The sequence below is a fragment of the Kineothrix alysoides genome, assembly GCF_000732725.1.
GTDB classification, from domain to species: Bacteria; Bacillota; Clostridia; order Lachnospirales; family Lachnospiraceae; genus Kineothrix; species Kineothrix alysoides.
This window is the reverse complement of the sequence record NZ_JPNB01000003.1, coordinates 273874-293604: the sequence shown is the minus strand read 5'-3', so window position 1 is coordinate 293604 and position 19731 is coordinate 273874. Positions and strand designations below refer to the sequence as shown.

At 45.3% G+C, this 19731-nt stretch carries 16 protein-coding genes; 6 read left to right on the top strand and 10 right to left on the bottom strand.

The window, feature by feature from the left end:
- Position 1: 1 nt before the first annotated feature.
- The gene (locus CC90_RS0121160) at positions 2-868 is read right to left on the bottom strand and encodes a VirB6/TrbL-like conjugal transfer protein, CD1112 family (RefSeq protein WP_031392710.1); all 867 of its coding nucleotides are present in this window, start codon (positions 866-868) and stop codon (positions 2-4) included.
- A gap of 11 nt (positions 869-879) precedes the next feature.
- Positions 880-1092 carry a Maff2 family mobile element protein gene (locus tag CC90_RS0121155; RefSeq protein ID WP_029503481.1) on the bottom strand — a complete coding sequence of 71 codons (213 nt, stop codon included), beginning with the start codon at positions 1090-1092 and terminating at the stop codon, positions 880-882.
- A 255-nt stretch (positions 1093-1347) separates the two neighbouring features.
- Between CC90_RS0121155 and CC90_RS0121150 the strand changes: the two genes are divergently transcribed.
- The gene (locus CC90_RS0121150; protein ID WP_035316010.1) at positions 1348-4323 is read left to right on the top strand and encodes a DEAD/DEAH box helicase; all 2976 of its coding nucleotides are present in this window, start codon (positions 1348-1350) and stop codon (positions 4321-4323) included.
- 69 nt (positions 4324-4392) lie between these two features.
- Here the strand turns inward: CC90_RS0121150 and CC90_RS0121145 are convergent, their stop codons facing one another.
- The 8 genes from CC90_RS0121145 to CC90_RS0121110 all read right to left on the bottom strand — a co-directional run bounded on the left by CC90_RS0121145 (position 4393) and on the right by CC90_RS0121110 (position 12690).
- Positions 4393-6225 carry a VirD4-like conjugal transfer protein, CD1115 family gene (locus CC90_RS0121145; RefSeq protein WP_031392708.1) on the bottom strand — a complete coding sequence of 611 codons (1833 nt, stop codon included), beginning with the start codon at positions 6223-6225 and terminating at the stop codon, positions 4393-4395.
- Complete coding sequence (locus tag CC90_RS0121140) at positions 6215-6688, bottom strand: PcfB family protein (protein ID WP_031392707.1); 474 nt, start codon at positions 6686-6688, stop codon at positions 6215-6217. Before CC90_RS0121140 ends, CC90_RS0121145 begins: the two co-directional genes overlap by 11 nt.
- A 75-nt stretch (positions 6689-6763) precedes the next feature.
- The gene (locus CC90_RS0121135; protein WP_031392706.1) at positions 6764-7561 is read right to left on the bottom strand and encodes a DUF6674 family protein; all 798 of its coding nucleotides are present in this window, start codon (positions 7559-7561) and stop codon (positions 6764-6766) included.
- 48 nt (positions 7562-7609) lie between these two features.
- Complete coding sequence (locus tag CC90_RS24095) at positions 7610-7705, bottom strand: antirestriction protein ArdA (RefSeq protein WP_242843367.1); 96 nt, start codon at positions 7703-7705, stop codon at positions 7610-7612.
- Positions 7698-8051: a DUF7768 domain-containing protein gene (locus tag CC90_RS0121125; RefSeq protein WP_031392705.1), complete on the bottom strand. Its 354-nt coding sequence runs from the start codon at positions 8049-8051 to the stop codon at positions 7698-7700. The genes CC90_RS24095 and CC90_RS0121125 overlap by 8 nt, the downstream gene beginning before the upstream one ends.
- Before the next feature lie 303 nt (positions 8052-8354).
- A complete protein-coding gene (locus CC90_RS0121120; protein WP_031392704.1) occupies positions 8355-9833 on the bottom strand; it encodes a ParB/RepB/Spo0J family partition protein in 1479 nt (492 codons plus the stop codon).
- 242 nt (positions 9834-10075) lie between these two features.
- The gene (locus CC90_RS0121115; RefSeq protein WP_035316009.1) at positions 10076-10633 is read right to left on the bottom strand and encodes a hypothetical protein; all 558 of its coding nucleotides are present in this window, start codon (positions 10631-10633) and stop codon (positions 10076-10078) included.
- A 500-nt stretch (positions 10634-11133) separates the two neighbouring features.
- The gene (locus CC90_RS0121110) at positions 11134-12690 is read right to left on the bottom strand and encodes an ABC-F family ATP-binding cassette domain-containing protein (protein WP_031392702.1); all 1557 of its coding nucleotides are present in this window, start codon (positions 12688-12690) and stop codon (positions 11134-11136) included.
- Between the two features lie 342 nt (positions 12691-13032).
- On the opposite strand from CC90_RS0121110, the gene CC90_RS0121105 reads away from it, so the two are divergent.
- The 5 genes from CC90_RS0121105 to CC90_RS0121085 all read left to right on the top strand — a co-directional run bounded on the left by CC90_RS0121105 (position 13033) and on the right by CC90_RS0121085 (position 19719).
- Entirely contained in the window at positions 13033-14361 is a 1329-nt protein-coding gene (locus CC90_RS0121105; RefSeq protein ID WP_031392701.1) for a glycoside hydrolase family 30 protein, read from the top strand.
- A gap of 388 nt (positions 14362-14749) precedes the next feature.
- The gene (locus tag CC90_RS0121100; RefSeq protein WP_031392700.1) at positions 14750-16129 is read left to right on the top strand and encodes an ABC transporter substrate-binding protein; all 1380 of its coding nucleotides are present in this window, start codon (positions 14750-14752) and stop codon (positions 16127-16129) included.
- A gap of 71 nt (positions 16130-16200) precedes the next feature.
- Positions 16201-17154, top strand: coding sequence for a carbohydrate ABC transporter permease (locus tag CC90_RS24090; RefSeq protein ID WP_031392699.1), 954 nt, complete (start codon positions 16201-16203; stop codon positions 17152-17154).
- Positions 17155-17982 (top strand): carbohydrate ABC transporter permease, encoded by an 828-nt coding sequence (locus CC90_RS24085; RefSeq protein WP_031392698.1) that lies wholly within the window; start codon positions 17155-17157, stop codon positions 17980-17982.
- A gap of 87 nt (positions 17983-18069) precedes the next feature.
- Positions 18070-19719: an extracellular solute-binding protein gene (locus CC90_RS0121085; protein WP_051869938.1), complete on the top strand. Its 1650-nt coding sequence runs from the start codon at positions 18070-18072 to the stop codon at positions 19717-19719.
- Positions 19720-19731: the final 12 nt, after the last annotated feature.

Below are 19731 nucleotides of genomic sequence, written 5' to 3'. Positions count from 1 at the left end.
ATCAGTGCGCTCCAAAAATCGATTTCGCAAGGCTTCCCGTCTTGAACATGGTGAAGCATAGCAGAACCGTATAGCCGATAACCGTCCATATGGCTCCAATGGGGTCGCCGCCTACGGCGATACTCTGCACCAGCTTTGCGTAAATCCCCACACATACCAAAATCAGCAAGCCTTGAAAGCCTACGGCACACAAAGATTTCAGATAGTTCTGACCCATGCCGCCGATTTCCCGGTTGACCAAGGTTGCCATTGGCACAGGGGCTAAACTGGTAAGTAAATAAATTTCAATTATTCTGCCGTAGACAATGACAAACACGACAATGTTGATTACCACAACAACGATTCGTATCAGGAAAGATTGCATCCACAGGCCAAGCAGGGGGCCGATTTCCATTGTCATGAGCTGGGGTTCCAAGCTGTCCAGCATATCGGGGCTTACCGCCGTATTTCCTGCAATCACGCCCCCCGCGCTGTTAATAACGCTTTGGGAAACATCAAATACCGCCATCACGATATTGAACGTGTTGGAAAGAAGCAGTACCGCGACAAAGGTCTTGAATATCCACTTGAAGAAAATCCATGTGTCAATGTCGTGCAGGTTGTTCCGGTCAATGAGCATTTGAATCAGCTCATAGCACATAACAAAGGTAAGCACTAGTCCGGCAATTGGCAAAACAACCGTTTCGGAAAGCTGCCGTATGAGGGAGAATACGCCGGGGTTCCAATTCCCCGGCGTGGTTCCCACCTGTGTTGCAATCTCTCCGATCTGGTCGTTCACGTTCTCAAAAAGGCCGCTTAAATTGCCCATGATACCGTCTACCAGTAGCCCCTTTATCCATTCGTTAATCCAGTCGGTGAGAAAATCCATAACGGCCTACCTTAAAACAAGCTGGAAAGCATAGGTACAAGCGTTGTTCCCAGCAGGATAACGCCGCCCCCGGCCATGAGCTGTTTAATCCCTTGCGATTTTGCGCCCGGATTGTCCGACCCGTAACCTTCCAAAAGGTTGATAACGCCCCATACGGCAAGGCCCGCGCCAAGAGCTACAACAAGGGTCTGTAAAGTACTAACTGCACTCGTAAAAAATTGCATAATCTGATTACCTCCATCGTTTTATTTTGTTTTTGGGCACAAAAAAACCACCATTACTGGCGGCCATCACTTCGGGACAACTTGGCCCGAAGTTCTATATTCAGTTTTAGCAAGGTTTAGGGGGAGCACGGACCATGAAAATCACCTCTTTTCTCGTTGTTTTGTGGGGAATTTTGGTATATAATTAAAACATAAATTTAAAAAATCAGATACTTTAAAGCTGTGTACTTATTAATACTAAGGGAGGGACCGGCAATGAACGAAGTAAAATTGGCTGTTGGAAATAATAAAATTATTCAAATCCAAACGGAACCCGCGACAGATATTCTTCCAGTGGAGTATGTTATTGATTCTTGGCATAATGTCTTATCATTTGTTCCCCAAACCGAAAGTTGTCCTGGACTTCGCCCAGCACAGTTGGGAGCATTGTTTTCGATAAAGTCACACTGGATTGTTTCCAGCGAACCTGCCACAATTGTAATGCCCACCGGCACAGGTAAAACAGAAACTATGATTGCAACAATTGTATCAGAAAGTATAAACCATACATTAATTGTTGTGCCAAGTAATTTGTTAAGAAAGCAAACAGCAGATAAATTTTTAACATTTGGTATTTTACAGGATATCGGTGTTATTAATCATGATGCTTTAAAGCCAGCAGTAACAACCTTACTAAAAACTCCCAAAGAACTTTTTGAGTTAAGAGAGATTCTTGAAAAATCTAATGTTGTTGTCACAACAATGTCATTATTACAAAGGTTTTCGGATGACTATTTAAAGGCTATTAGTGAATACTGTAGTACATTGATTGTGGACGAAGCTCATCACATAGCTGCTAATACATGGTCTACTGTGAAATACAAGTTAAAAAATCTAAGGTGTTTGCAATTTACAGCAACACCGTTTAGGAACGATGGGAAAAAGGTTGATGGAAAGATTATTTATAATTTCCCGTTATCATTGGCCCAAAGCCAAGGGTATTTTCAAGAAATTAATTTTCTCCCAATTCTTGAGTTTGATGAAGAAAAGGGCGATATCTCTATTGCCACCGCTGCCATTGAACAATTAGAAAGAGATTTAAGCGCTGGATATAACCATCTTATTCTTGTACGGGCTAAGGATAAGTTTTCTGCTGATCGTTTGTACAATACTATTTATCACTCACATTTTCCAAAGTATAATCCCGTATTGGTACATAGTGATATTTCTGCCACCGAAAGAACTGCTGCAATAAAAGCATTAAAAGATGGCACTTCACGAATTGTTGTTTGCGTAGATATGTTTGGTGAAGGAATTGATATTCCGAGTCTGAAAATTGCTGCTGTGCATGACAAATATAAGTCGCTTCCCATTACTCTACAATTTATTGGGCGATTTGCAAGGTCAAGTAAAGGACTTGGTGCGGCGACAGTTATTACAAATATAGCAAATGATGAACTGAATGAGTCACTACAAGAGCTGTATGCCCAAGATTCTGATTGGAACGTATTACTTCATGTTTTGGCAAATCGAGAAATTAGTAAAGAATTATCTCTTCAAGAGCTTGCACAAGGATTTGATTCTGCTTCACTTCACGGTATGACCATACAACAACTGCGACCCAAAATAAGTATGATTGCTTATAGCACCAATGAGAAAAGATGGAATACTGATGCAATTTATAATCTATTTGATCCAGATAGTTGCTTTATTACCATTAATAATGATAGTGGTATCATCGTAATTGTTGAAAAGCTGGATTCCAATATTGACTGGACTTCTTTTAAGGGAATTAATGATACAAATTGGCATCTACACTTAATTTATTGGAATCCTCAATCGAAAATGTTTTTTATCAATAGTACAAACAAAAGTATTTCAGATACATTTGCTAATGCACTATTTGCTCAATCTACAAAGATTAGTGGGGAAAATACATTTCGATGTTTGTATGGAATAAAACGTCTAATGCTTGGCACTATTGGATTAAAATCTGCAATTGATGGGCCTATTCGATTCCGAATGTTTGCAGGCATTGATATAGGTAATGGTATAGCTGAATCGCAAAAAGAGACTTCTTTCAAGTCAAATCTATTTGGCGCAGGCTATAGTGGAGAAGGAAAAGTAAGTATTGGTTGTTCCTATAAAGGACGCATTTGGTCTAAATGGGTAGAGAGTATTGACTATTGGATGAATTGGTGCGATGAGATTGCTTCTCGTCTGCAAAATGAAGAAATTAATACCTCAAAAATATTTGAGGGAGCCTTGGTGCCGGAAATTATCAATGAACGTCCTTTATCGGTTCCTTATGGGATAGAATGGCCTATTGATTTGGACTTAATTAATGACAGCAGTATTCTTATTTCACGTGGTTTCGACGACTATTCAATTTATGAGCTAGATATAAAACTTACCACTTACAGTGAGAATGGACCAATACGTTTTTCTGTAGGGAATAATATCGTTTCCGAAGAATATGAACTTCACATATCGAATGGAAGATATAATTTCAAAACAATAAAAGCAAACGGATTAGTGTTGAAAAGGCGCAAGCACGAGTACAAGTTAACAGAGTTCTTCGATGAATTCCCACCCCGCATTAAGTTTGTTGACCAGTCAATGCTAGAGGGAAACCTTCTCGTTAGGATGACTTCAACACCTCCGACATTTAATTTGAATCGTATTTCGACATGGGACTGGTCAACTGTAGATATACGAAGAGAATCTCAAGGAATTCAACATGATAAGCAAAGTATTCAATATCATGTGATTCAAAAACTTAAAGCCTCAGATAAATATTGCATGATTTTTGATGATGACGGTGCAGGTGAAATTGCGGACATTGTAAGTATCATGGATACTACTGATAGAATAACCATACAATTTTATCACTGTAAATATGCACATGGAGATAATGCCGGTGCCCGTGTTGCCGATCTCTATGAAGTATGTGGACAAGCTGAAAAATCAATTAAATGGTGCCAAGAGCCCCCAACTATCATTGATCGTCTCATGAAACGCGAATCTTCCCGAGCTCAATCAGGTGGTACACGATTTGAAATTGGGAATGTACGTAAGCTACGAGAAATAAAGAATAAGATGCGTGTTTTTCCTGCAAAAATCGAGATTTTCATAGTCCAGCCAGGCATTAATGCTAAGGCCCTTACAGATGACATGCTTCGTATTTTAAGCGGAACAGCATCTTACTTAATGGATACTTATAGCATTGATTTGCAAATTATTTGTAGTTGAACAATAGTAATACCCCACCAGTTAGCAAAATGGTGGGGTATTATAACTTTGGGCCAAGTTGACCCGAAGTCAGGCAAATGCTTCCGGGTCGTCCACATCATCATAGTTGAGAATGTCCTCGTTCTCGTCTATGGTGGGGTTTTCCTCGTCAGCACTTACTTCATAAACGGTATACTGCTCATTGGGATTGAGCTTTTTCATGCGCCGGTTTACCAGCTTTGAAGCGTCAAACGTGTTGCGCTTGTCGGCTTCGGCGGTATACTTGTAGTTGGGGTGCTGTTTCAAATCGTATTTCGGGGAATGGAATGGACGCAAGCCACGAAGCTGTAAAATGCACTTGTTGCCCGGCATAGTGGTCAATTCGTCCATTGTCATAAGCTCCTTGCCGAGCCGCTGCATATTCTGCCCGTAACTTTCCGACTGGCCCCGTGTCCGGCTTTCCGTCTGCATGGAAATGGTTTCTTTCCCCAAGACCTCCGAAAGCTCCTTGATGGTGGAATGTTCTCGCCCACCAAGAAAAATCACGCTGTCCATATTTCCCATAATGGTTTCAGCGTGGTCTTTATATAAGGCTTTGAGTTGTGATTGTGCCTGTAAAAACAGACATAAACTGATTTCACGAGAACGGATAACCGCTACCAGCTTTTCGAGCTGTGGCACTTGCCCGGTATTGGCAGCTTCGTCCCATAATACCCTTACATGATTGGGAAGCCTGCCGCCGTATTTGCTGTCGGCCCGTTCGCACAAAAGATTGAACATCTGCGAAAAGGCAAGGGCAACAATAAAGTTATAAGTCGTGTTGGTGTCACTGATGATGAAAAAGGTGGCGGTTTTCTTATCGCCCATGCGGTCAAGCCCCATTTCATCATAGCTCATAATCTCCCGGAGCTGTCCAATATCAAAGGGAGCTAATCTGGCTCCGCAGGAAATTAGAATACTTTTCGAGGTTTTCCCACTGGCGAGCTTGAATTTCTTATACTGGCGCACCGCAAAATGGTTGGGATTACGCCTTTCCAAGCCAAGGAACATATAGTCCACGGCATTCTTGAAATTTTCATCATCTTCCCGTGTTTCCATGCTATTCAGCATATCCACAAGGGTATTGATATGGCGTTCTTCCTCCGGCCCCTCAAAGACGATATAGCCGATAAGAGCGCAATACAAAAGTATTTCCGCTTTCGTCCAGAACGGGTCGCCCTCTTTGCCGTCGCCCTTCGTATTCTCAATCAGAGCATTTACAAACTTCAAAATATCGCTTTCCGTCTTTAAGTAGGCCAGCGGGTTATAGTGCATGGATTTTAAAAAATCTATGCTGTTGAATACCTTGATTTTGTAGCCCTGCTTTTTCAGGAAAGAGCCGACCTGCTCTAAAATTCCGCCCTTTGGATCAACCACCACATAGGATGAATGAGCCTGCAAGAGTTGTGGGGTCAGCCAAAATCGGGTTTTTCCGCTTCCGCTGGAGCCTATGATACAGCAGTTAAGGTTTCGGGCGTTGGCGGGATTGGCGGGTCGGGTGTTCATGGTAAGAAGCTCTGTGCCGGTTAGTATTACGTTGTTGCTGAATTTTGGGTCGATAAAGGGCTTGATGTCCTTTGCCTTTCCCCACCGGGCCGAGCCATATTCCACATCCCTCCGAAACCTTTTTGCGTTTTTTACCTTATACCATACCACCAGCCGGAGTATGACTGCCCCGGCAAGGCCAATGAGCCAATCGGAAAGCACAAAGCCCGGCGTAAAGGAATCAAACGCCGGGCTTATAGTTTTTATCATGCCAACCAGCTTATTTCCGAAGTCTGCACCTGCCGCAAGGCGGTAGGCTGTGCCGAGCTTTAGAAAGAACCACAGAACGAACAGATAGGAAACATTGGGAATTACATATTTACGGATTTTATCGTTCATTCTGCGTCACCTCCCGTTTTCGTTCCTTTTGGCGTGGTTTGGTACGCTCCTTGTCAGAAAAGTTTTTCAATTGTTTTAGAATAGAGGGGCGGTGACTCTTGCCCCTGTTCAGCACCAGCTTTGTGTATTCGCCAAAACAGGCGGTAATCGCGTCTGCCTGTCCGGCTTTGAAGAATAATAAATATTTGTCCGGCCCAGTTTTATAAAAAGCATAATCTACATTGTATTTCCGGGCCACACGGTCAAAGAGCTTCGTATCCCCGGACAGGTCAAGACTGTTTGTAGAAACACCGTGGTTCATCAGCTTTTTTACGCTCTGTCTGCCCTGTGGGGTCTGCCGTTTCTGATGACCCTTTTGTATCTGCCGGAGTGCTGCCGCCAACACCTTTGCCAGCGTCCGGCCCGTCAGCTTTGTGGCATTGACGGATAGGGCGACTGTCCGGCGTTCAATATCTTCCTGCATGAATTTCCTCCTTTCCTGCCAGATACAGCAATATTACAGGCGGGAAGACTTCGGGTCAAGTTGGCCCGAAGTTGCCTACCTTTCTGCATTGGCAGGGCAGGGGCGTTCTGTGGTGGGAGCGTCCTTTTGTGCCTGCGCGATTTTTTCATTGTGGGTCGCAAGAGCTTCCCGGATAGAGGGCTTTTTCTCTGTCGCCCGTTCTTCTAACCGTGCCAGCGTATTCAGCGATTTTTCTACATGGCCTTTTATGCGGGAAAAGTGGGAACGCTCCGCACGGAATGGAGCGGATATGACTGCCGCCAGCCTGCCGGGCTGTTTTTCTTCCTGTGCCGCTTCTCTGCCAAGCATGGCACGGCCCATGTTTTTCAAATGCCTCCCGGCCTGATGGTATTCGGTGCTGATGGCTTCAATTTTGGCAATGGCCTTATCGTCATACTGAATATCCTTTGTGAGCATATCCCGCATGGCTTCTAAGATGGGGCGTACCTTGAAGAACCGGGCCACGTTATCCAGCGCAGAAATGCCGGTTTCCTTAAAAGCAGTAATAGCATTTTTGCAGCCGTCTATGACGCTTTGCTTTAGCTCCGCTAATTTCTCCCGCAGGTCAAGTACCTGACCCTGCATGACAATGACCGCTTTTTGCAAAGCGGTCTTAACCGGGTGATTTTGCTCCTGCGCTGTTCGGAGTTCCTGCCGCATAGCGGCAAGCTCCTTTACAGCAGCGTCAAGCTGTTTTTCCATAGCGCCAACTTGATTCAGAACCGAAAGAAAATCCTTTGTGGATGGTGAATTGTTTTCCCTCAATATCGCCAAAAGTTCCTTGACGTGTTCATTTTCCAAAATTGGTTCGGCGGTGGTTTTTGTTTTTGCCATAGGCTTTTACCTCCTTTCGCACTTCGGGACAAGTTGGCCCGGAGTTGGTTATCGTTCTGCATTGGCGGCGGGGAGCTTCAAAGGCTCCCCGTCCAAATATCCCTCGTTATACCGTCCGAGATTGGTAATAAAGGCTTCAAGCATGGTCTTTTTCCTGTCCCTGTGTTTTCACGGCCAGAATCCCGTCTAGCGTGGTTGCCGTGATGTTCAACCGCCCGGCAACGGCAATGTCGTTTTTCACGTTCTCGTCAATATCGTTTCCGCATACGACAAGCACATGAGAACGGCGCAGGAGATCCCGGCTCATATCAATGCCGCTTTTATGTTCCTCCGGGATTGCGTCATTGAGAAAAAGCGGAAGATACAGGGTCGGGCAAACCGGGGAAAATCCGGCTTCATAGACTGCCCGGCAGTACTGCTCCGCCTGTTTGCTATCCGTATCGTGATTACCGCACCATGCGGCAGTAATGTACGCTAAAGGTCGTTTCATTGTTTAAGCACCTCCATTCTTGTTGCGCTGAATGTATCAACCTATCCCCCCGCCCTTTCCACTCATGGAAAGGGGGCAGCTCAAAGGAATATATATCCCCGTCGCTTGACCGCCTTAAAGCATAACCGGGAGAAATCCGTCAAGAGCATAGCCGCCGTGGGCGGTGCTTCGCACTCTTGACCGATTTTCCCGGTTATGCTACCCAACAAGCAGCGACGGGGAATATATTCATATCCTTAGAGCTTTGGGGTGCGGGGCAAAGCCCCGCATACACCGACTTCGGGCCAATTTGACCCGAAGTGCTTATTTTTCCTGTTCGGCTTTCTTTTGAGGAGCCGAAACCTCTTTCAGTTTTGCCTTGTTTTCCTCAAGCAGCTTCATAATAGTATCCTTCATCTCGCGGGGTGTTTTTTCCTTGCCGAAATACTGGGAAAGTTCCTGACTTGAAATAATCACTTTGTCTGCCTCCTTTTTTTCTTCTAACATGATTCCGTCAATCACATCGGGGTTTAACAGCTTCTTTTGGTCAAGGTCACGCATACGCTGTGCCTGTGAGAGTGAGGGAGCCGACTGCTGACCCTCAATGGCGATAGCAATATACCGTTGACTTTTGGGCGCAATGAACGCAAGCTCCACGGCGGGAGTGAATGCGATTTTCTTTTCGTCCACCATTTTTATGAGGTCAGGAACCAGCTCATTGAGCTTGATATACCGCTGAACCTGCTTGACCGTCATTTTATTGCGCTCGGCTACTACCTCATTGGAGCGTTGTCCGTTGCCGGTTCGTGCGCCCTGCTTCTTAATGGCTTCCAACTGCATTTGCAGTGCTTTGGCCCGTTCGCTGGGCAGGATATTTTCACGCTGGTTGGTGTTGTCCTCTACCATCTGCGTGATAGCCTGTTCGTCCGTCATGTTACGGATAATACAAGGCATATCCATAAATCCGGCTAATTCGCTGGCTTTCTGGCGGCGGTGGCCGGATACGATTTCATAGCCGCCATCTTCGCGAGGGCGCACAATGGCAGGCTGGGTAACGCCCTTGTCCTTGACGCTTTCTACCATTGCCGCCATTTCTTCATCATTGCGGACTTGAAACGGGTGGTCTTTGAAAGCAAAAAGCTCGGAAAGATTGAGGTAAACAATCTGTTCCTGTTCGCCGGGGCGGGGTGCTTCCCTCGGTTCGGGCGGCAGTTCCGGGGCAGGGGGTGGCGTTTCCTGCTGTACCTGTTCCGTAGCTTGCGGGGAAGCAGAAGCCACTCTGCCAATTTCTTCGTCCTGTTTCGGTTTATCCGTCTTCTCCAATTTTACAGCCGTTGCTTTTTCCTGTTTGGCAGGACGGGAGGGCTTTTTATCAGCTTTTTCGGCAGTTTTGGACTTACTATCATTTTTCTTATCTGGGCTTGTTTTCTCCGGCTTTGCCGTTTTTTCAGTAGGGGCTGATTTTTCCACTTCCTGCTTTTCGGGGGCGGTCTGCTCCGCTTCCTTTACCACCGCCTGTTTCCTAGAAACAATCTCATTGATTTTGTCAAAGGAAACCACCACATCGCCGGGGGCGGGAATGTCAATGGAGGTAGGTATTTCCGGCCTGTCCTTATCGGCTTCATGCAGGGTGGCTTCGTCCTCATGGGGGAGCGCCGCTGTTTCCTCGGCTGTCTTTTCCGGGGCAGGAGCTTCACCGCCAATCTCCGGCATGGGTGCGGGAGTGCTTTTTTCTTCTGCCGTGGGTTCCTGTGCAGGGGCGGTTTTTACTTCGTCCGGCTTGTTTAGCTCATTTTTTGCCATGCGTTTTTCCTCCTTGTCTGTTTTATGGCATGAAAAAAGGGCCTGATTTTTTAATCAAGCCCAACGGGGTATTTGCAATCCCTCCTTTTCACTTCGGGCCAAGTTGCCCCGAAGTTCCGCTATCCAGACACAAAAATACCGCCTATCTTGTCCAATTAGGCGGTATCCTGTGTAATGTGATAGCTCATATTTTATTTTGTATCTCCTTATCCAGCATGGAATAAGGGTTTTTGCAGTTTTCCTTAAATCACGGGGTCTGTAGCCCCGGTAGCGCCCGTAGCCCCAGTCGGTCCAGTAGCCCCGGTAGCGCCCGTAGCGCCAGTCGGTCCCGTAGCGCCGGTAGATCCAGTAGCCCCAGTCGGTCCGGTAGCGCCGGTAGATCCAGTAGCCCCAGTCGGTCCGGTAGCGCCGGTAGCGCCAGTAGCCCCGGTAGCCCCTGTCGGTCCAGTTGGTCCTGTTGGTCCGCCGGAAGGTCCGGTGGGCCCAGTTGGTCCAGTCGGTCCCTGAAGCGTGGATGCTGCAAGAGCATTTCTCAGCTTAGAATTTAAAATAACCTGATTTTGGGCAGCACTGTCCAAAATAGCGAGAACATTTTGATTTACTTCAATGACTTCTCCTATAGTTGCATTAGGACCGGTTATACCGGGAAGTGTTCCCAATGCAAATTGAATCTTTTCGCCTTCAGCGTTCAAAATATGACTTAATCCTAGTTCTTCCAAAGCGATGGAAGCCAAAATATAATTTATAGCATCATCTCTGCTGATCGGAGGGCTTACCTCCGGAAAGATCGGTAATGACATATTTTCATCTCCTTTTGGTATTGTAATTATTTTATCCTCATTTTATAGTATGCATATATATGTTTTTGTTGTCATATTTTGTCGAGTATGTTCATATAATAATAAGATAGCTACCGGTGGTTATGTTTGTGTCTGTTTACATTGTCTTTAACAGCAGGATTCAGGAAGAGGTATTCCAGCCAATCTCGTTAGGTGATATATTGTTTGAAATAATGTGAACTGGTTATAAGTCAACGGTACAGAATACTAGATATATACAGTAATAGACTTTCTGAAATTTTTTAGAATGCTTGGGGTATGGACAAAAATAAGACTCACCTTGTCAGCCAGCAAGTTGAGCCTCAAAACATACAAATAAACAAACAACAGTAAATACACATCTGATTTGGAGGAAATTAGAAAAATCACATGCGGCGAATGGAAATAATGAATACCAGATTGTCTTAATGCACAAGAGTGCGGCTTTTGAATCGAAAGCCGCATTCTTGTGTTCTATTTGATTAGAAAACCTTCGTCGTCCACTTCGTGCAATCCCACACATCGGTAACCAGCCCTTCGTAGAACTCCGGCTCGTGGCAGACGAGGAGGATGCTTCCTCTGTATGCGGTAAGAGCTCGTTTAAGCGCTGCCTTGGCATCCACATCCAGATGGTTGGTAGGCTCGTCCAGAAGGAGGACGTTAGTCTCACGGTTAATTAGTTTACATAATCTAACTTTCGCCTGCTCCCCTCCGCTCAGCACCTTTACCAGGCTCTCGATATGTTTGGTTGTCAGTCCGCATTTGGCGAGAGCAGAACGCACCTCATACTGGGAGTAGGAAGGGAATTCCTTCCATATTTCTTCTATGCATGTAGTGGTAACCTTCTGGTCGGCTTCCTGCTCGAAATAACCGATGTTCAAATAATCCCCTTGCGTAACACTGCCGGACAGAGAAGGAATGAGCCCGAGGATGCTTTTTAACAGGGTGGATTTGCCGATGCCGTTGGCACCGATAAGAGCAATTTTTTGTCCCCGTTCCATTTCCAGATTTAAAGGCGAGGAAAGCGGCTCCGTATATCCGATTACAAGCTCCCTGGACTGGAAGATATACCGTCCGGGAGTTCGGGCTTCCCTGAAATGGAACTCCGGCTTGGGTTTTTCTGCTGCAAGCTCGATCATATCCATTTTATCCAGCTTTTTCTGGCGCGACATGGCCATATTTCTCGTAGCCACTCTGGCTTTATTGCGCGCTACGAAGTCCTTCAAGTCAGCGATTTCCTTTTGCTGCTTATTATAGGCAGCCTCCAACTGAGATTTTTTCATGGCATAGACCTCCAGGAACTTGTCATAGTCTCCGACGTAACGGTCTAACGATTGATTGTCCATATGGTAAATCAGGTTGATGACGCTGTTTAAAAAAGGTATATCATGTGAGATAAGGATGAACGCATTCTCATAATCGTTCAGATACCTCTTCAACCATTCGATATGCTCTGCATCAAGATAGTTGGTAGGCTCGTCCAGGAGAAGAATATCGGGTTTTTCTAATAAAAGCTTTGCCAGTAAGACCTTGGTTCTCTGGCCGCCGCTTAAATCGGTAACATCCTTATCCAGCCCGATATCGGTAAGGCCCAGCGCCCGTGCGACCTCCTCCACCTTGGCGTCGATCATGTAGAAGTCATGCATGGTGAGAAGATCCTGAATGGTACCCAAATCTTCCATATACTGCTCAAGTTCATCCTCCGTGGCTGTTCCCATCTTATCGCAAATCTCGTTCATTTCTGCTTCCATTTTAAAAAGAAAGGAGAATGCGGAGGATAGGACATCGCGAATCGACATTCCTTTTTCCAGCGCGGTATGCTGATCCAGATAGCCTACGCGCACATTTTTAGCCCACTCGATTTTTCCTTCATCAGGCATGAGCCTGTTCGTAATAATATTCATAAAGGTAGACTTACCTTCTCCGTTGGCACCGATCAAGCCGATATGTTCTCCCTTCAATAAACGAAAGGATACATCGTTAAAAATGGCTCTGTCACCAAAGCCGTGAGTCAGATTTTCCACATTTAAAATACTCATAACAATCTCCGTTTCAACATATTCATTTTTTCAATGAGTGTAGGTATGACATTCCCCCTCGATGGCTCCCTGCCGTATATAACTCCTATGCATTCTCGGCAGCAGTTCGGACGTGAGGCTGAACTGTAACAGTATAGCATATAGCTGGTGTTCGTGACAATTATAAAAAAACGACACCTTATTAAAAAATGAAAGACTGAATAAAAACGTTTTTATTTATATGATAAACAAAGATAAAATGAAAGCTGATAGAGAAATTCGTCTGATAAGAGGCAAGCTTATACTTAAAAATCTGCGGATTTCACAAGGATTCAATTAAGGAAGGAAGAGGGCAGAGGCATTATGAGATGTATTACGACAGATTACTCGAAGAATGAATTTTGGAAAGAAACGGATATTCCGGTAGGCAAGACGGAGGACTATGCGCATCTGGTAAATATTTATCCTGAACTGAAAGGACATGTGATACAAGGTTTCGGAGGCGCATTTACCGAGGCCAGCACCTATAATTATTCCAAGCTTGGGGAGGCAAATAAACGGGCGGTGATCGAAGGCTATTTCGGAAAGGACGGACTTAGATATAATCTGGGCCGTACTCACATTCATAGCTGTGATTTTGCTCTTGGAAACTATACCTATATCGAGGAAGGAGACAGAGAGCTTAAGAGCTTCAATATTGCCCACGATAGGGAGAATATGATTCCGATGATAAAGGATGCGATGGCGGAAAGCTCTTCAAAGCTTTATTTTCTGGCATCCCCGTGGTCTCCACCGGCATTTATGAAGACTAATGGGAATATGAACAACGGCGGTAAGCTGAGGGAAGAATACTACAGTGTCTGGGCAAACTATATCGTTCGCTATATTCAGGAATATGAAAAAGAAGGAATCAGGATCGGTTATCTTACCATTCAAAACGAGCCTATGGCTGTGCAGACGTGGGATTCCTGTATCTACACTCCGGAGGAGGAGGCGCTGTTTGTGAGAAAGCATCTTGCCCCGGCGCTGGCGGCAGCTTCTTTAAATCATATTAAAATCTTCATATGGGACCACAACAAGGATGAGGTATACGACCGGGCGAAGGCGGTATTTGCGTCGCAGGAGACATCAGACGAGGTGGCAGGAGTCGCAGTGCATTGGTATTCAGGGGATCATTTTGAAGCATTAGAAGCGGTAAAGAGGAGATTTCCTGAAAAATCTCTTTTCTTTACGGAGGGATGCGTGGAATATTCCCGCTTTGCGGATTCCTCGGAGGTAGCCAAGGCGGAGATGTACGCTCACGACATGCTGGGCAATTTAAAAGCAGGAGTAGAAGCCTTTTTCGACTGGAATCTCTTGCTGGACGATAAGGGAGGGCCTAACCATGTAGGGAATTTCTGTGCTGCGCCCATGATGTGTGTGCCCGGAGAAGATAATCTCAAAAAGCGGCTTTCTTATTATTACATAGGACAGTTCAGCAGGTACATTAAGCGAGGAGCAAGAAAAATAGAGACCAGCCGCTATACCGATAAAATCGAAGCAGCCGGCTTTTTAAATCCCGACGGAGAGCGGGTAATCGTCCTCCTTAACAAGTCGGAGTCTGCGGTAGAGGTAACCATTCGAGAAAGCGGCCTGGGCGGGCAGCTTACGCTGCAGCCCCATACGATTTCCACCGTATGCTACGGTGCATAATTTTTATGTAATAGGAAAGTACGTTACTGTTCACTTCGTTCTCAGTAACACGTGATTTCTGCATTTAAATTCGCTACGCGAAACAGAAATCATCTCTTGTATCACGTTCTTACGCAGCTTAACAGCAAGTGTTAAGCTACTGTGTGAACAGTAACGAATGCGCCCCTATTACATAAAAGCCTTCGGGCAAATATGCGCAGCTACGCGCACAGAACAAAAGCTGTGCTGCCGAAGTGCTTGGCTGCGGGAGCGTGTGAAGCTCACATTTGTTCTAAAGACGATAATCTAAAAAAAAGACACCTTTTTAAAAAATGAAGTATTAAAAACGTTTTTATAAGTCTATATAATGAAGTTATCTACTAACAGGTATGAAAAAGGAGGATATGAAATGAAGTTTAAAAGACTTACGGCATTAATGCTTGCCGGAATGATGACATTATCTCTTGCAGCATGCGGAGGAAGTGCCAGCACAACAAGTGGGACATCCGATACGGAGACGAAGGACAGTGCAGAAGAAACGACAGAGGCAAAAGACACTGACACTGCTGCGGGAAGCGATGATAAAATCGTAGTATGGACGCTGGCAGCAGACTTAGAACAGTTTGCAGCACGTTATACGGAAGAAACGGGAAAAGAAGTAGAGGTAGTGGTAATTGCTCCGGCGGATTATCCTACAAAGCTTACCTCTGCACTCGGTGCAAAATCCAGCGAGGCGGATGTAATCGTAGGAGAGCCCCAGATGCTTCCGAACTTTTTTGAAGCAGGATTTTTTGATGATTTGTCACAATATAACGTAGATGACTATAAGGACACTATCGTAGATTACGTATACGAAGCGGGTAAGGATGATCAGGGTATCCAGAGAGCACTCAGCTATCAGGTAACTCCCGGAAGTATCATTTACCGCCGTGACCTTGCAAAAGAAATTTATGGCAATGACGATCCTCAATTCATTTCAGAGAAATTCAAAGATTTCGATACCATTCTTGCAACGGCAAAAGAAGTAAAGGATGCGGGCTATAGAATTTTTTCTGATACAGGTAATTTAAGATGGTATGTAAATACGCAGGAACCATGGGTTAAGGATGATGTCCTGAACTTAAGCGATACAGCAATAGCATACATGGATACAGCGGCTAATTTATATCAGGATGAACTGGTAGCTTTTGCTCCCGAATGGTCTGCTGCATGGTATGCTTCCATGGCAGGTGAACTTCCCTTGAATGCAGGCTGGAGTGATCTGGCAGAATTAGAGGGTGCTGATATGACACAGGTATTTTCTTATTCCTTACCTTCTTGGGGCGCGCTGATCGTTCGCGATAACGCAGCGGACAACAAGGGTAACTTCGGAATCTGTAAAGGACCTTCCTCTTACTTCGGCGGCGGTACCTTCCTGGGAATCAGTGCATACAGCGAGAAAAAGGATGCGGCTTGGGATTTCGTGAAATATTGTACGTTGAATGACGAAACCGCGCAGTGGTGGCTGGAGAAGTCCAATGGCGACGTTGTATCCAACACAGCAGTTCTGGAAGCGAATAAAGATTATACCAACGAATCTTTCGGCAATCAGAAGACATATGAGTTCTACATGGGGGAAGCTCAAAATATCGATTATTCAGTAAAGACGAAGTATGATGATACCATCGGCGGTTTCTGGGGTGCATCCATCGAAGCGGTACAAAAAGGTGAGATGACGAAGGAAGAGGCGATTGAAGATTTCTACATGCAGGTAGAGGCTACCTTCCCTGAAATTACGGTAGTAAGATAAGGAAAAAGTTAAAAGCTACTGCTCGGGAATCACGGGTCACACCGTGATTCCCGATTGAATGATAAAAACAGATGGAAAAGAAAGCGGGTGGAAAGGTGAAGGCAGCGGATAAAACAAAGAAAACAAAAGGGCTTCACAATCGGGATAACATGGGGTATGCGTTTATTGCACCCTTTGTTTTGGTGTTTCTAACATTTAATATCTACCCTGTAGCCCGTACTCTGTATTTGAGCTTTACGGATTACAGCGGCTTCAATGTTCCTACATGGGTAGGACTCACCAACTACATAAGGGTATTTAAGGACAAATTACTATGGGAAGCGTTTGGAAATACGGTAAGAATATGGGGCATCAATATTATTTTACAGCTTGGTATAGCGTTCCTGCTGACGATAGTATTTAGTGACATGAAGTACCGAACGAGGGGCCTTAGCATTTTCAGGGCTTTGTTTTATCTTCCGAACTTGATTGCAGCTACTTCCGTGGCTTATCTGTTCAAAACGATGCTAGACTGGAAATTCGGTTCTTTCAACCAAATTCTTAAAGGAATCGGACTCATAAGTGAGAGCGTGGACTGGATGGGAACTCCTCCTTTGCTGCGCACTGCGGTGGGGGTCATCGGCGCGTGGATGTGGTTCGGCAATTCCTTTATCATGCTTATGGCGGGTGTTCAGGGAATTAACAGGGATTATTACGAGGCTGCAGCTATCGACGGAGCAGGGAGATGGAAGGTCTTCGGGAAGATTACCCTTCCTCTTTTAAAACCGATCATGCTTTACGTAGCGATTACTTCCTTGATCGGAGGTCTGCAGCTATTCGATATTCCTTATCTGATGACATTAGGTCAGCAGAAGCAGGTGCGTGCGGTAAATACGGCAGTTATGCACTTGTATACGATGGCGTTTAAGAACAGACAGATAGGATATGCGGGCGCTATAGCGTTTATCCTTTTCTTCATCATTTGCATATGTTCCATCTTGGTATACCTGATGATGTACTCGAAAAAAAGGAAGGAGGAGGACTAAATGACAAAGAAAGTAAATCAAACGATTATTTATCTGCTGCTCCTTCTGCTTTCAACAATATGCCTTCTGCCCTTTATCATGATGTTAGTAAACTCTACGAGAGAGGGCACCGATATCATGAAGAGCTTTACCTTGATTCCCGGTGATTATCTGATAAAAAACTGGGAAGTGGTCAAAGAGAATCTGAATATTCCACGGGGCTTTGCCAACAGTATCTTTATCTCGGTACTCAGCACGGCGTTAGCAGCTTACTTTTCATCACTTACTGCATTCGGCTTTGCTTTCTACCGGTTTAAGGGAAGAAAAGTGATTTTTACCATTATCATTGTTTCCATGATGATTCCGGCACAGCTTGGACTTTTAGGCTTTTATGATTTGTCCATGAAGCTCGGACTGATAGACAGCTTTATTCCGCTCATCGTTCCGTCCATCGCTTCTCCGGCAACTGTGTTTTTTCTCAGGCAGTATTTGCTTTCGGTGATGCCCAAGTCGCTGCTGGAAGCTCCGAGGATCGACGGGGCAAGCGAGTTCTATATTTTCCATAAAATAGGACTTCCGATCATGTCGCCGGGCATTGCCACCATGGCGATCGGTATCTTTATCGGCTCGTGGAACAGCTACCTGCTTCCGCTCGTTATACTGAATTCCCAGAGGAAGTTTACACTGCCTGTTATGATTGCTTCCCTCAATGCGGTGAAGAATATCGCCCAAAATATCGGTGCTACCTACGTAGCAGTTGCAATTTCGGTAGTTCCGATTATCATTGTATTCTGCTTCTGCTCGAAATACATTATCAGCAGCATTTCGTCGGGAAGTGTAAAAGAATAATAGATTAGCCTCCTTGTTTATTTATGGACAATTTGATATATTGGACATAAAGAAACGGGAGGCTGTTTTGGCTAAGTGGAGATGAATATGGCAGGAGATACAAGAAAGAATTCGGATAGAAAATGGATAAGGTTCCTGGCGGCATTTTTACCTTTGGTATTGGGATTATGCGGATGCGGTGCAGCGCAGGCTGGAGAAGAAAAAGCAGGAAAAGTCCCTTCTCCAGAGGTGACAGAAGCGTCAGAAATGGAAAAGAAAGAGAACGTTACTTTGGAGTGGTATATCAACTTCTCATGGTTCACTACTCCGTGGGGCGGCAACGCCGTTTCGAAGAAGATTACGGAGGATACCGGAGTAAATATCGACTTCATTACACCCAAGGGGAACGAATCGGAGAAGCTAAATGCGCTCATTTCCTCCGATACGCTGCCGGATATCATCACGCTGGGCTGGTGGGAACCTCAGATTGACGAGATGATTAATCAGGATATGGTATACGCTCTGAATGAGCTGGCGGATGAGTATGACCCATATTTCTGGCGGGTGACGAACGATAAGGTGTGCGACTGGTATACGAGGGAGGACGGTAATATCTATTGCTATCCCAACTCCAGCTATCTGGAGGAAGATTACGAGACCTACGGCAATATCGGCTCCAACCAGACTTTTTTGGTGCGCAAAGATATATACGAGGCCATCGGAAGTCCTGATATGACTACGCCGGAGGGATTTATGGAGGCAGTACGAAAGGCGGCAGAGATGTTTCCTGCTGTAGACGGGCGGCCGTTAATTCCTATCGGTGCCCATGCGTTTACCTCCAAGGGCTGCGATTCTTTCGACCAGTTTTTGCAGAATTTCCTTGCGGTTCCCTATGAGCAGGACGGAAAATATTATGACAGATTTACGGATGCGGAATATATCAGATGGATGAAAGCGTTCAGACAGCTTGGAGAAGAAGGGTATCTGAAAGAGGATATCTTTATCGACCAGAGAACCCAGATGGAGGAGAAAATAAAGCAAGGCAGATATTTCTGCATGATTTACCAGCGGACGGACCTGGATGCCCAGCAGAAGGTGCTTTATAAAAATAATCCTGAGAGCATCTATATCGCGGTAGATGGTCCGAAGAATTCTGCGGGAGACAACTATATGCTTCCTGGTCCGGGAATTACTGGCTGGACGGTGACCTTCATTTCCAAAAACTGTGAATATCCGGACAGGGCAATTGCACTTTTTAGCTACTTCATCAGTGAGGAAGGCCAGAAAGTGACGTACCTGGGCGTAGACGGGGTAACCTATGACGAGGTGGACGGTGAGCCTGTCCTAAGAGAGGATGTAAGGAATCTCCTCAACACAGATAGAAAGGAATACGACAGACTGTACGGTGGAGACGATGCCTACTGGATGTTCCAGAATAATGTGATGCAGCTTCAATGGAAGCCACCGCTTTCGGAGCCTCTCGGACAGTTGGAAGAGTGGACCTACCCGTACACCTGTTATTTGGAGCAGTATACGATAGACCTGGAGACGGACTCTAAGGTGGGCTATGCGGACATGAAGATACAAGATCTTTGGGGTCGCTTTTTGCCGAAACTGCTGCTTTCTTCCTCTGACGAGGAATTCGACAACATCTTGGAGGAGTTTGTGCAAAAGAGGCAAGAGCTTGGATTTGACGCCGTTATGGAGGAAAAGACGAAGCGGATGATCGAGGCTAAGGAGAAGCTTGGAATTCATTAACGGCAATAAAAT

What these genes read in the sequence shown, in the direction of transcription:
- CC90_RS24090 (WP_031392699.1), top strand. Translation starts at nt 16,201, where the DNA reads ATGGAAAAGAAAGCGGGTGGAAAGGTGAAGGCAGCGGATAAAACAAAG.
- CC90_RS0121160 (WP_031392710.1), bottom strand. Translation starts at nt 868, where the DNA reads ATGGATTTTCTCACCGACTGGATTAACGAATGGATAAAGGGGCTACTG.
- CC90_RS0121100 (WP_031392700.1), top strand. Translation starts at nt 14,750, where the DNA reads ATGAAGTTTAAAAGACTTACGGCATTAATGCTTGCCGGAATGATGACA.
- CC90_RS0121145 (WP_031392708.1), bottom strand. Translation starts at nt 6,225, where the DNA reads ATGAACGATAAAATCCGTAAATATGTAATTCCCAATGTTTCCTATCTG.
- CC90_RS0121110 (WP_031392702.1), bottom strand. Translation starts at nt 12,690, where the DNA reads ATGAGTATTTTAAATGTGGAAAATCTGACTCACGGCTTTGGTGACAGA.
- CC90_RS0121105 (WP_031392701.1), top strand. Translation starts at nt 13,033, where the DNA reads ATGAGATGTATTACGACAGATTACTCGAAGAATGAATTTTGGAAAGAA.
- CC90_RS0121085 (WP_051869938.1), top strand. Translation starts at nt 18,070, where the DNA reads ATGGCAGGAGATACAAGAAAGAATTCGGATAGAAAATGGATAAGGTTC.
- CC90_RS0121125 (WP_031392705.1), bottom strand. Translation starts at nt 8,051, where the DNA reads ATGAAACGACCTTTAGCGTACATTACTGCCGCATGGTGCGGTAATCAC.
- CC90_RS0121135 (WP_031392706.1), bottom strand. Translation starts at nt 7,561, where the DNA reads ATGGCAAAAACAAAAACCACCGCCGAACCAATTTTGGAAAATGAACAC.
- CC90_RS0121155 (WP_029503481.1), bottom strand. Translation starts at nt 1,092, where the DNA reads ATGCAATTTTTTACGAGTGCAGTTAGTACTTTACAGACCCTTGTTGTA.
- CC90_RS0121120 (WP_031392704.1), bottom strand. Translation starts at nt 9,833, where the DNA reads ATGGCAAAAAATGAGCTAAACAAGCCGGACGAAGTAAAAACCGCCCCT.
- CC90_RS0121115 (WP_035316009.1), bottom strand. Translation starts at nt 10,633, where the DNA reads ATGTCATTACCGATCTTTCCGGAGGTAAGCCCTCCGATCAGCAGAGAT.
- CC90_RS24085 (WP_031392698.1), top strand. Translation starts at nt 17,155, where the DNA reads ATGACAAAGAAAGTAAATCAAACGATTATTTATCTGCTGCTCCTTCTG.
- CC90_RS0121140 (WP_031392707.1), bottom strand. Translation starts at nt 6,688, where the DNA reads ATGCAGGAAGATATTGAACGCCGGACAGTCGCCCTATCCGTCAATGCC.
- CC90_RS0121150 (WP_035316010.1), top strand. Translation starts at nt 1,348, where the DNA reads ATGAACGAAGTAAAATTGGCTGTTGGAAATAATAAAATTATTCAAATC.
- CC90_RS24095 (WP_242843367.1), bottom strand. Translation starts at nt 7,705, where the DNA reads ATGCTTGAAGCCTTTATTACCAATCTCGGACGGTATAACGAGGGATAT.